Origin of the sequence: Nitrosospira sp. Is2 (genome assembly GCF_033095785.1) — a bacterium.
Lineage (GTDB): Bacteria > Pseudomonadota > Gammaproteobacteria > Burkholderiales > Nitrosomonadaceae > Nitrosospira.
Genome location: NZ_CP137134.1, coordinates 1795064 through 1806772, shown reverse-complemented (window position 1 = coordinate 1806772; position 11709 = coordinate 1795064). Strand labels below are relative to the sequence as shown.

Below are 11709 nucleotides of genomic sequence, written 5' to 3'. Positions count from 1 at the left end.
CATCGAGTTGCCACCACTCTATTTGCGGGGATGATTGATTGCCCGGTAGCCAATGTCGTGGCGCAGCTGGCAGCCGTCGAAATGGATCTGGTCGGCGATTTCATAGGCCCGGCGTTGCGCCACCTTGACACTATCGGCAAGCGCGGCAACGCATAGCACGCGACCTCCCGCAGTTATGATCTCCTTGCCGTTCTCCCCACCCAAGGCCGTGCCGGCGTGGAATATGAAAAAATCTTTTTCCTGCGTTTCCATGGCCTGAGCTTCCTTCAAACCATGAATCGCATCTCCCTTGCGCGGCGAATTGGGATAACCCTCTGCCGCGAGCACCACGCCCAAGGCGGTGCGGCGATCCCACTCAGCCTCTATTTTGTTAAGGTTTCCGTATATCCCATGCTCGATCAGGGTGATGAAATTGCTTTTCAGGCGCAACATGATGACCTCGGTTTCCGGGTCGCCCATGCGACAATTGAACTCGAGCACCTTGATGCCGCCATTGGGCGTAATCATCAGGCCGGCATAGAGAAAGCCGGTGTAGCGTTCACCATCCTGCGCCATGCCGTTTACCGCCGGTTGGATGACCTCGCGCATGATCCTCGCGTGCAGGGTCGGCGTAATCATGGGGGCGGGCGAGTAGGCGCCCATTCCGCCGGTGTTGGGTCCCTGGTCGCCTTCCTTGAGGCGCTTGTGATCCTGACTGGTTGCAAGCGGCAGCACATGATGGCCGTCTGACATCACAATAAAGCTGACTTCCTCGCCTTCCAGAAACTCCTCGATCACAACCCGCGCAGCGGCGTTACCGCCCTGTGCATGATCTTCCGCCAACATGGCATCGACCGCCGCATGTGCTTCTTCGAGCGTCACCGCCACTACCACGCCTTTGCCGGCCGCCAGTCCGTCGGCCTTGATGACGATAGGCGCGCCCTTCTCATCCAGATAGCGATGGGCCTCAGCTGCGGAAGTAAAGGTTGCGTAAGCGGCGGTGGGAATGCCGTGGCGCTGCATGAATGCCTTGGCGTAATCCTTGGAGGTTTCCAAGCGCGCAGCTTGCCTCGTGGGTCCAAAAATCTTCAGGCCAGCCGCGCGGAACGCATCGACGATGCCCTCGGCCAGAGGCGCCTCGGGCCCGACTACGGTGAACCCGATCGATTCTTTTTTTGCGAATTCGACCAGCTCGGGGATAGCCGTGATGGGAAGATTTTCCAGGCCCTCCTCCAGCGCTGTGCCCGCGTTTCCAGGAGCGACATAAACAGTCATGGGGCGGGCGGTACGGTGCGACTTGAGCAGCTTCCAGGCCAAAGCATGCTCCCTGCCGCCGCCGCCGATTACAAGTAGTTTCATTATTTTTTGTTATTTACGGATGGGCCTAAATCAACTGATTCAATATCTAAATTCAGTGCCTGAAATGGCGTACGCCGGTGAACACAATCGCCACTCCCTGCTCATCCGCGGCAGCTATAACTTCTTCGTCGCGCACGCTGCCACCAGGCTGGATGACCGAGGCGGCTCCCGCCTGAACGACGATATCCAGCCCATCGCGAAAAGGGAAGAACGCGTCCGAGGCGACCGCTGAACCGGCGAGACTAAGTCCGGCATTCTGCGCTTTAATGGAGGCGATGCGGGCGCTATCCACCCGGCTCATCTGCCCCGCCCCCACGCCGAGCGTCTGACCGTTAGCGCAAAACACGATGGCATTGGATTTCACGAATTTTGCCACGCGCCACGCAAACAGCAAATCCTGAAGTTGCTGCGGCGTCGGCTGCGCCTTGGTCACAACTTTCAGTTGCGCGGCTGTGACATTAAGCGTATCCGGTGTCTGTACCAGCAGCCCCCCGCCCACGCGCTTGAAGTCAAAGGCGTTGCTACCGGTCTGGAAAGGCACGGTCAGCACACGTACGTTGGTTTTGCGGGCGAGTATCTGCTGGGCCTCGCTGGTGAGTTGCGGGGCGATGATCACTTCGACGAATTGCTTGCTCACTGCCTCCGCTGCCGGGCCGTCCAGCACACGGTTGAAAGCGATGATGCCGCCGAAAGCGGAGGTGGGATCGGTGGCAAAAGCGAGCTTGTATGCGGCCAGCGGCGTATCGGATACAGCCACGCCACAGGGGTTGGCATGCTTGATGATGACGCAGGCGGGCAACTCAAAGGTTTTGACGCATTCCCACGCGGCATCCGCATCGGCGATATTGTTGTATGAGAGTTCCTTGCCCTGCAACTGCGTATAGCTCGCAAGGCTTCCCGCCGCGGGTTCCCGCTCGCGGTAGAAGGCAGCCTGCTGATGGGGGTTTTCGCCGTACCGCAAATCCTGGGCAATATTGAAATTGAGATTAAGCCGCTCGGGAAATGCCTGGCGCTCTCCGCCTTCGCCTTCCAGCGAAGTGAGGTAATTGCTGATGGCGCTGTCGTAAGCGGCGGTATGCGAGAATGCCTTGCAGGCCAGGCGGAAGCGGTACTCCGGGGAAACCGCGCCGGATGACTTGATCTCGGTCAATACCGGGGCATAGTCTGCCGGATCGGTGACGACACCGACGCTCCTGTAGTTCTTTGCCGCGGCGCGAACCATGGCCGGGCCGCCAATATCGATATTCTCGATGGCTTCGTCGAACGTGAAATCGAGGCGAGCCACGGTTTGCGTAAAGGGATAAAGATTCACCACCACCAACTCGATGGTTGGGATGGCAGCCTTTTCGATGGCCGCCATGTGCTCGGGGAGGTCTTTTCGCGCCAGAATCCCGGCGTGTATTTTCGGATGCAGGGTTTTGACCCGTCCATCGAGCATTTCCGTAAAACCGGTGTAGTCGCCGACTTCGGTCACCTCCAGGCCGGCATCCTTTAAGAGCTTGGCAGTGCCGCCGGTGGAGAGAATCGCTACGCCGAGATGGCTTAGCTCGCGCGCAAATTCGACAATGCCGGTTTTGTCGGAAACACTGATGAGGGCTTTTTTAATGGACATCAAGAATTGGCTGGCAGGGCTGGCGGACCGGAATGGCGGAAATGGCTGGCATGGCTGATTAGCTCGGATTCATACGCCGCGCGATTCAATCGCGCAGAGGCTATTGGCCTATTTGATCTGATACTGCTTCATTTTATTGCGGAGCGTGTTGCGGTTGATGCCGAGCAATTCGGCTGCGCGGGTCTGATTGCCCCCGGCATAATTCATCACCAGCTCGATGAGCGGCTTTTCCACGCTGCGTATGACCATATCGTGAATGGCATGAGGCTTTTCGCCGTCCAAATCATTGAAATAATCTTCCACCGCCTTACGCACGCAACGGGCGATATCGTTTTCGTTAATTATACTCATGCTGCCAGCTCCTCAGCCTCAACATAAGTCAACTGCCGCCCATAACCGGCGAGCTGGCTGAAAAATTCGTTTACGGCCGCCAATTGCTGGTCCGTGCTTTGCAACTGGTTCATGGCGTGGCGGAACGAGGCGGAACCGACCAGCCCCTTGGTGTACCAGGAGATGTGCTTGCGGGCGATGCGCACGCCGGAATACTCGCCGTAAAAAGAGTAGAGGTCCTGCAGATGGTTGATGAGCACGCGGTGAATCTCGGCCACTTCCGGCAGCGGAAGATGCTCGCCGGTTGCCAGATAATGGCTGATCTCCCGGAATATCCACGGTCGCCCCTGGGCGGCGCGGCCGATCATGATCGCATCGGCCCTGGTGTATTCGAGCACGTGCTTGGCTTTCTCGGGCGTAGTGATATCGCCATTGGCGATGACGGGGATTTTCACCGCGGCTTTTACCGCGGCGATGGTGTCGTACTCCGCGTGTCCCGCATAAGCGCAAGCACGAGTACGGCCATGAATCGCCAGCACCTGGATTCCCGCGCTCTCGGCGATGCGCGCCACGGCAAGCGCGTTTCTATGCTGCGTGTCCCACCCGGTACGTATCTTCAGGGTGACAGGCACGTCTACCGCCCCGACTACAGCATCGAGGATCCGGCCAACCAGCGGCTGATCCTGCAATAATGCGGAACCGGCCATCACGTTGCAAATTTTCTTGGCGGGACAACCCATATTGATATCGATGATCTGCGCGCCCTGCGCAACGTTGTAGCGAGCCGCTTCAGCCATCATCGCCGGGTCCGCGCCCGCGATCTGCACTGAGATCGGATCCACTTCGCCTTCGTGATTTGCGCGGCGACGCGTCTTCTCCGATCCCCACAGCAGCGAGTTGCTCGATACCATTTCAGACACAGCCATGCCGGCGCCCATGCTCTTGCACAACTGCCGGAAAGGACGATCGGTCACCCCTGCCATGGGGGCAACGATAAGATTGTTTTTGAGAATGTGGGAACCGATCTGCATAATCTAGTTTAACGGAAACGCCAGCCGCGGCAAGCTGGGCGGGGATAAAACAACACCATTTTAACAGGAAACCGCAAAGGCTTCTGAAACAGGCCTCCGGCGGAGGCCTAATAGCAGCAACTAGCGTACAACCTTACCCTGAAACAGGTAACTCCGGCCGTTGAAGGCGGCGTTCGTTGCGTAAAAAAAAACCTGCGGGTAGCGTATATCTACGACACATCGAAGGATAGATGTAACATTTTACAGCTCGACAATAACTGTCGTTTACTTTAAGCAATACTCCCCAAGCAAGAAGCTTTTCGGACTCAAAGCCAAGGCGTCCAGCTCAGGCAAGACATGTTGGACGCCGCTACCGCCCTGGCGGTTCAGCCTCTCGCGCCGAACATCATGCGACGTGCGACAAAACGCTTGACGGGCGGGAGACAGTCGAGCGCGCCTAATCCCAGGCTGCGCACGCTGCCCAGCACAAGGTCGTCATTGGAAAAAAGTTTTACCAGAGAATCGGTGAACATTCTCCCTCCGCCACTATCGAGGCGGCGCTTATCGCGATATCGCGCGAGCATGGCGAGGCTACCGATATCAGGGGGGGAATCGATGATTTCTTCCGCGAGTTCCCACGCGTCCCTCAGACCAAGGTTGAATCCCTGTCCCGCGACAGGGTGCAGGGTTTGGGCCGCGTTGCCTACCAATACCGCGCGCCGGGATGTAACGGGGGTAGCGTATTTTAGCGACAGAGGAAAACTGGACCGTTTTCCCGTTTCGATAAATCTGCCCAGACGGTCGCCGAAGTGGCTATGCAAACGGGCGAGAAAGGCGCTGTCATCCAACGCAAGGATTTCCTCGGCGGCTGCAGGAGAAACAGTCCATACCAGGGCAAAATATTTACCGGAAGGCAACAATGCCACGGGACCGTCCGGAGTGAAGCGCTCATAAGCCACGCCAGGCTGAGTCCGTGCGGAGCGTTTGCTACCAGAGCTCATTTTGCGCGGCAAGCGTGTTGTCATGCCGCGAACAGCCGTCAATAATGACGGCCCCGAAGGGGTTACCGCAGAGTAGGCAAAACGCTCGGTTCTGACCCGCGCCACGACCGCCCATTGCTCGTAGTCGTGCACGTGTTGCGTCACACCTTCAATTTGCGCAGTAAGCCGACCGCCATCGGCCAGTACAAGGAGCCGCGCTGTCGCTTTTTTTTCGGCACCGTCGTGCTCAAACTCAACCTGGCCCATCGCGGGGCCGGTTTCCAGCCGCGTAACTTGCGCGCCCGTCACGTAGTCGACATTGCACTCGTCCAGTGCCTCATGCATCGCGCGAAACACATCATGATGGTTCATCACGTAGCCCAATGCCGGCACGCCAATCTCGGCCGCAGTCAATACGGTTCGGCCAAAACCGCCCCGGTTGGAAATATGAATGGTCGTAATAGGCGTGACGTCGGGCAATGCCTGCCATACACCCAAACGTTGCAGAATGAGACGACTGCCGTGGGACAACGCCAATGGACGCGAATCTTCCGTTTTAGCCGGCAGTCCCCTCGCCTCCAGCAGGAGCACAGAGGTATCGCTGTCGCGTAAAGCCAGGGCCAACGCCATGCCCACCGGCCCGCCGCCGATGATGATAACGTCGAAATTGGAATGATGGTCGTTCGTCATACGAGATTCAGCATGCCTGCTGCCTTGCTTCCGATCACGCCTGGTGGTCATCTTATTGCCGCCCATGTGTATTCGCTTCGCCCCCCTTGTTGTTTGGCTTGCTTTTTGTTTCCTCGACTATTTCCGCATCTTCGATTACGTGGTATTCCGCCTCAGACGCTTGCATGGATTCTCGCAACTTGCGGCGCAACCACCACAACCGGAAGCCAAAACCAACGGCGGCAACCGCGAACAAGGCAAGAAATGCGGTAAAAAAGAAAATACCCAACACCACCATGATGATCAACACCGGAACAATGAGCAGGTACGTGAGCCAGCGCGCTGCCGGACCAGGCTGGGAAGCGCGAAAAATCTCTTCCTCCGTGGCGCCCGTCTCCCCGTTTCGGATGACTCGTCTTACGATTATCCGGTTGTCGTGGTTATCGTGGTCGCCCATCATGCCTCCCGGTGCTGCATCAGGCCCTCGATCTCCGCGACGGTTTTTGGAGCAGTTGACGTCAGCACTTCGCATCCGGTCCCGGTGACAGCCACATCATCTTCGATGCGCACGCCGATGTTCCAGAAATGCTGGGGAACGTTTTCCGCCGGGCGGACATAACACCCAGGCTCCACCGTCAACGTCATGCCCGGCTGCAATGGCCGCCATGCGCCGTCCTGCTTGTATTCCCCCGCATCATGCACATCCAGCCCCAACCAGTGCCCGGTGCGGTGCATGTAAAACCGCTTGTAGTCTTCGGACTCCATGACCTCATCCACGCTGCCGGCACAAAGCCCTAAATCCACGAAACCTTGCGCCAACACCCGCACCGCCGCGATATGAGGCGCGTCCCAGGAATTTCCCGGGAGCACTTCGCTGATCGCGGCCGCTTGCGCCGCCAGCACCAGCTGATAGAGATCCTTTTGGGCCGGGCTGAATTTACCATCCACTGGAAATGTGCGCGTGATGTCCGCGGCGTAACCGTTCAGTTCGCAGCCCGCATCTATCAGCAGCAGATCACCTGGCGCGAGCCTGGCATTGTTCTCCACGTAGTGGAGTATGCACGCGTTAGCGCCACCGGCGACGATCGGCGTGTAGGCCGGGGCCTCTGCGCCATGGCGCCGGAACTCGTGCAACAGTTCGGCCTCCACCTCATACTCCCTCATGCCCGGCTGGGCGCTACACATTGCACGCCTATGAGCGTCAGCAGAAATTCGGGCTGCGTGGCGCATCACTTGCAACTCTTCCTGGCTTTTAAAGAGCCGCATTTCGTCCAGCAAAAGGCGGATATCGCGAATGACCGCGGGCGCGGCCACACCCCCGCGGGATTGCTGCCGCACCCGGTTGACCCAACCGATCAAGCGCCCGTCCCACGCCCCATCATTGCCTAATGCGCAGTACACGGCAGGCTGGTCCACCAGCAGTCGGGGCAACATCTCGTCCAGCTTGGCGATGGGGTACGCCTCGTCGAATTCGAATGCTTCCCGCGCCGCTTCGGGGCCATAGCGGAAACCATCCCAGATTTCCCGCTCGGTATCCTTTTCACGGCAGAACAGAATGTGTTTTGACAGACCCTTCTCTGCGTCCGCCACGATCACAAGCACCGCCTCCGGCTCGCGAAAACCCGTCAGATAATAAAAATAGCTGTCGAAGCGATATGGAAAATGCGCATCCCGGTTCCGGACCTGCTCAGGTGCCGTAGGAACTATTGCAACACCTGCCTGCATTTGGGATGCCAGAGAATGGCGCCGTTCCCGGAAGGACTTGATGGGGATCATGGGAAAGATTTTTACAGTATTTGCGGTATAACGCAAAACAAATGTTGTGCGAGGAAGCGATTGAATGAGTGTTCGTGAGCAGACACATCTCGGGCAGGCGAGCGCTGTGCTATGAGGGCGCGACCGGAGAGCTGGCTGTACTTAGCCAAAGATCGATCTGTCGTAAACGCTCTGGCGTGCCGACGTCGGTCCATGTTCCCCGGTAATGCTCTCCGCCCACTTTTCCACTGGAAATCGCCTGCCCCAGCAATGGCGCGAGCTTCGACACGGAACCGGGTGGGATACCTTGGAATAATTTGGGCTGATAGATACCGATGCCACTGAAGGTGAGGGTGTTCCCTCCTGAAAGCGCCACGCGCCCGCCGTCCAGGGCAAAATCGCCGTCCGGATGGTGATCCGGGTTATCGACGAGTACAAGATGCGCCAAGTCCATGTCGGGGTTGGCATCCATTCGCTCCAGCACGGGCACCAGGATGCAAAAATCCATTTCACAATAAATATCGGCGTTAATCGTCAAAAACGGCCTGGCTTGGACGTGCCCCGCAGCTTGATTTTGATCCATGATGATGGGTAGCGCCTTGGCGATTCCGCCAGCGGTTTCCAGCGCAACCGGCTCATGGGAATAGCGGATGCTGACCCCATAATGTTCGCCGTCGCCCAACGCAGTTTCGATAAGATGCCCCAGATGAGCGTGATTGATGACGATTTCGCGAAAGCCGGCACGCGCAAGATTTTCAAGATGATATTCGATCAACGCCTTGCCGCCCGCGCGCAGCAGCGGTTTGGGCAAGACATCGGTGAGGGGACGCATGCGCTCGCCGCGTCCTGCCGCCAGAATCATGGCCTTGAATCTGGACCGGACCATATCAGAACGCATATCAGAACGTGTAGCCGACTTTTGATTCCTGCGGCTTCTGAACCTCCCACTCATCCAGCAGCGTCAGCAGCGGATTAAGTTCCCTGTAGCGTTCGCAAGCCTTGCGCAGATAATCCTCCACCAGCGGCATATCGTCGAGATAGGCGCTTTTGCCGTCGCGATAATTGAGGCGAGCGAATATTCCCAACACCTTGAGATGGCGCTGTACCCCCATCCATTCAAAATCGCGGAAAAAATCCGGGAAGTCTTGCGCGACCGGCAGCCTGAGTTTTCGCGCCTGTTCCCAATACCGGATGAGCCAGTCCAGTACCCGCTCCTCGTCCCAGCGTATGTACGCGTCCTTGAATAGCGATACGAGATCGTAGGTAATCGGGCCAAAAACGGCGTCCTGAAAATCGAGAATGCCTGGGTTGGGACTGGTCACCATCAGGTTGCGCGAGTGGTAATCGCGATGCACGAACACTTTCGGTTGAGCCAGGTTGTTTCGCACAATCAGCTCGAATATTCCATTAAGTTCCGCTTGCTGGTTTCCACCGAGGCTGATCTGTAAATGCCTGTCCAGGTACCAGTCAGGAAACAGCCGCAATTCCCGCAATAGCAGCGCCTCGTGGTAATCCGGCAATACCCCGGCTCGGCTTGCGAGCTGGATCTTAAGCAATGCGGCCACTGCATCGCCATACAGTTCACTGGCCAGATCGGCAGGATCTTCAGAACTTTCGTTCAGCACCTGCATATAGGTAGTGCTGCCGAGATCGGACAGCAATAGAAAACCTTGCGCCACATCCTGCGCCACTATCTCCGGCACATGCGCGCCTGCCTCGGCGAATAATCCGGCCACGTGCAGAAAAGGGCCGCAATCTTCCTGTGGTGGCGGCGCATCCATCGCGATTAATGTCCCGTCGCCGAGCGTTACCCGGAAGTAACGGCGGAAACTCGCATCTGCGGAAGCAGGCGACAATGTGAAATCCTTATCGGGCAACTGCGTCTTGAGCCAATGTTCCAGAAGGACGAATCGTTCCATAATAATTCCGCTGATTGCCTATTTGGCCGAAGTATGAGATTTTAACATGCATGCATCACTCCTCATCCGACCGGATGACGGAGCAGAAATCATCGGAGGACATCATGCTCAACCAAAAAATGGTGGATGAAGTTGTAACCAAGGTAAACGAACTGCTGGCGCAGAGCCCGGTGAAGGATGTGGAGAAAAACCTTCGGGTTATGCTCGGGGGAATATTCACTCGCCTGGATCTGGTGACGCGGGAAGAGTTTGAAGTGCAGCAGGAGGTGCTGAAGCGCACGCGCGAGTTACTGACGGCATTAGAAACACGAGTTGCTGCCCTGGAAGCCGCTTCGAAATCTGATAGCTTGGGCGACACGCTGGATGTTCCGCCTGAGACGCTGGATGATCTGTCGGAAACGGAATAAGTTTGATCTCCGGAAATAACTCGACGCAGCTGTTGCGTGCCTTGTGCGGCAAATAGTGTTCCCCGCGCATGTGTTCCACATTTTGTTGGTGTGGAGTTGGATGGCTGAGAATTTCCGGTGCCGCTAGCGATTCTGTATAGCCGTGCTATTTCCGGCATGGAAGCTCCACTGGTCACAGTGGAAGCGCATATTGCCAATGGCCTGCCCAGCTTTACCATCGTGGGCCTGCCTGAAGCGGAAGTGAAGGAAAGCAAGGACCGGGTGCGTGCGGCGCTGCAGAATGCGCAGTTTGAATTCCCCGCGCGCCGCATTACGGTCAACCTTGCCCCCGCCGACTTGCCCAAGGAGAGCGGGCGCTTCGACCTGCCCATCGCGTTAGGCATTCTGGCAGCAACCGGGCAAATCCCTTCTGACAAGCTCGACCAATACGAATGGGCTGGCGAACTCGCCCTGACGGGAGAACTGCGCGCGATACGCGGAGCGTTGGCGATGACGTACCGCGCAGCCCGCTCCGGGCGCAGTTTCGTGCTCCCGCGGCAAAACGCCGCCGAGGCGGCGCTCGTCAAGGAAGCCGTGGTTTATGCGGCGACATCATTGCTCGAGATTTGCGCCCACCTCGCCGGGCGTGAGCCGATGCAGCGCTATCTCAGCCAGGATGGGACGGAAAGAAATAGCAATACAGAGACGGGGATATCACCCTACCCCGGCATGGAAGAGGTCAAAGGACAGAATCATGCAAAACGTGCCCTTGAGATCGCAGCGGCGGGCGGTCATAGCCTGTTAATGATGGGGCCGCCGGGCACCGGCAAATCCATGCTTGCCGCGCGTTTTCCCGGCATCCTGCCATCCATGACCGAAGATGAAGCGCTCGAATCGGCGGCCATGCAATCCCTGGGGAGCGGGGGTTTCAATGCGACTAACTGGAAACGCCGCCCTTACCGGGCGCCGCACCATACCGCTTCGGGCGTTGCCCTGGTGGGCGGCGGGAGCAATCCGCGTCCCGGCGAAATTTCCCTGGCAATGAACGGTGTATTGTTCCTGGATGAGCTACCGGAATTTGACCGAAAAGTACTGGAAGTATTACGCGAACCCCTCGAATCGGGGCGCATCACCATATCACGCGCGGCCCGTCAGGCCGACTTTCCCGCCCGGTTCCAGTTGATTGCCGCCATGAATCCGTGCCCTTGCGGTTATCTCGGGCATTACAGCGGAAAGTGCCGTTGCAACCCCGATCAGGTAGCGCGTTACCGGGGCAGGATCTCGGGCCCGCTGCTCGATCGCATCGACATCCAGATCGAAGTTCCCGCCGCGTCCGAGGATGATTTAATGCGCCAGGCTCACGGCGACTCAAGCGACACGATCAGGGAACGGGTCGAGAGAGCACACCAGCGGCAACTGGCACGACAAGGCAAAACCAACGCCGGGCTGACGGTGACGGACATCGATAAATACTGCGTGACGGATAACGCGGGGGAAAGCCTGCTCAGGCAAGCCATCAGCCGGCTGAATCTCTCCGCCCGAGCCTATCATCGCGTCCTTAAAGTGGCGAGAACCATTGCGGATCTGGCGGAAAGCGATGGCATCAGGAGTTTGCACATCGCGGAAGCGGTGCAATACCGCAAGCTGGATAAAAACTAGCTGAGACGCACAGGTTGCTCGCAGCATGCCCAGGACCATCGGCTTCATGAC

Annotated in this window: 11 protein-coding genes; 2 read left to right on the top strand and 9 right to left on the bottom strand. The window is 57.8% G+C overall.

The window, feature by feature from the left end; genetic code table 11:
* Positions 1 to 18: 18 nt before the first annotated feature.
* The 9 genes from purD to R5L00_RS07995 all read right to left on the bottom strand — a co-directional run bounded on the left by purD (position 19) and on the right by R5L00_RS07995 (position 9613).
* Entirely contained in the window at positions 19 to 1338 is a 1320-nt protein-coding gene (gene purD, locus R5L00_RS08035) for a phosphoribosylamine--glycine ligase (RefSeq protein ID WP_107694529.1), read from the bottom strand.
* Between the two features lie 52 nt (positions 1339 to 1390).
* Positions 1391 to 2950 carry a bifunctional phosphoribosylaminoimidazolecarboxamide formyltransferase/IMP cyclohydrolase gene (gene purH / locus R5L00_RS08030; RefSeq protein WP_317650528.1) on the bottom strand — a complete coding sequence of 520 codons (1560 nt, stop codon included), beginning with the start codon at positions 2948 to 2950 and terminating at the stop codon, positions 1391 to 1393.
* A gap of 108 nt (positions 2951 to 3058) precedes the next feature.
* Positions 3059 to 3301, bottom strand: a complete 243-nt coding sequence (locus tag R5L00_RS08025) for a helix-turn-helix domain-containing protein (protein ID WP_107694527.1) — start codon at positions 3299 to 3301, stop codon at positions 3059 to 3061.
* On the bottom strand, positions 3298 to 4311 hold the full coding sequence (dusB, locus tag R5L00_RS08020; protein WP_107694526.1) for a tRNA dihydrouridine synthase DusB: 1014 nt from the start codon (positions 4309 to 4311) through the stop codon (positions 3298 to 3300). Before dusB ends, R5L00_RS08025 begins: the two co-directional genes overlap by 4 nt.
* A 365-nt stretch (positions 4312 to 4676) precedes the next feature.
* Positions 4677 to 5960 carry an FAD-dependent monooxygenase gene (locus tag R5L00_RS08015; RefSeq protein WP_107694562.1) on the bottom strand — a complete coding sequence of 428 codons (1284 nt, stop codon included), beginning with the start codon at positions 5958 to 5960 and terminating at the stop codon, positions 4677 to 4679.
* A gap of 52 nt (positions 5961 to 6012) precedes the next feature.
* Complete coding sequence (locus R5L00_RS08010) at positions 6013 to 6399, bottom strand: hypothetical protein (RefSeq protein WP_258192705.1); 387 nt, start codon at positions 6397 to 6399, stop codon at positions 6013 to 6015.
* Positions 6396 to 7715: a Xaa-Pro aminopeptidase gene (pepP, locus tag R5L00_RS08005; protein ID WP_317650521.1), complete on the bottom strand. Its 1320-nt coding sequence runs from the start codon at positions 7713 to 7715 to the stop codon at positions 6396 to 6398. The genes R5L00_RS08010 and pepP overlap by 4 nt, the downstream gene beginning before the upstream one ends.
* Positions 7716 to 7824: 109 nt before the next feature.
* A complete protein-coding gene (gene murU / locus R5L00_RS08000; protein ID WP_258192704.1) occupies positions 7825 to 8580 on the bottom strand; it encodes an N-acetylmuramate alpha-1-phosphate uridylyltransferase MurU in 756 nt (251 codons plus the stop codon).
* 13 nt (positions 8581 to 8593) lie between these two features.
* A complete protein-coding gene (locus tag R5L00_RS07995) occupies positions 8594 to 9613 on the bottom strand; it encodes an aminoglycoside phosphotransferase family protein (protein ID WP_107694525.1) in 1020 nt (339 codons plus the stop codon).
* Between the two features lie 104 nt (positions 9614 to 9717).
* Here R5L00_RS07995 and R5L00_RS07990 point away from each other — a divergent pair, with 104 nt between their 5' ends.
* Both R5L00_RS07990 and R5L00_RS07985 read left to right on the top strand, forming a co-directional pair.
* Positions 9718 to 10020 carry an accessory factor UbiK family protein gene (locus R5L00_RS07990; RefSeq protein ID WP_107694558.1) on the top strand — a complete coding sequence of 101 codons (303 nt, stop codon included), beginning with the start codon at positions 9718 to 9720 and terminating at the stop codon, positions 10018 to 10020.
* Between the two features lie 117 nt (positions 10021 to 10137).
* Complete coding sequence (locus R5L00_RS07985) at positions 10138 to 11658, top strand: YifB family Mg chelatase-like AAA ATPase (RefSeq protein WP_317650515.1); 1521 nt, start codon at positions 10138 to 10140, stop codon at positions 11656 to 11658.
* Positions 11659 to 11709 lie beyond the last annotated feature (51 nt).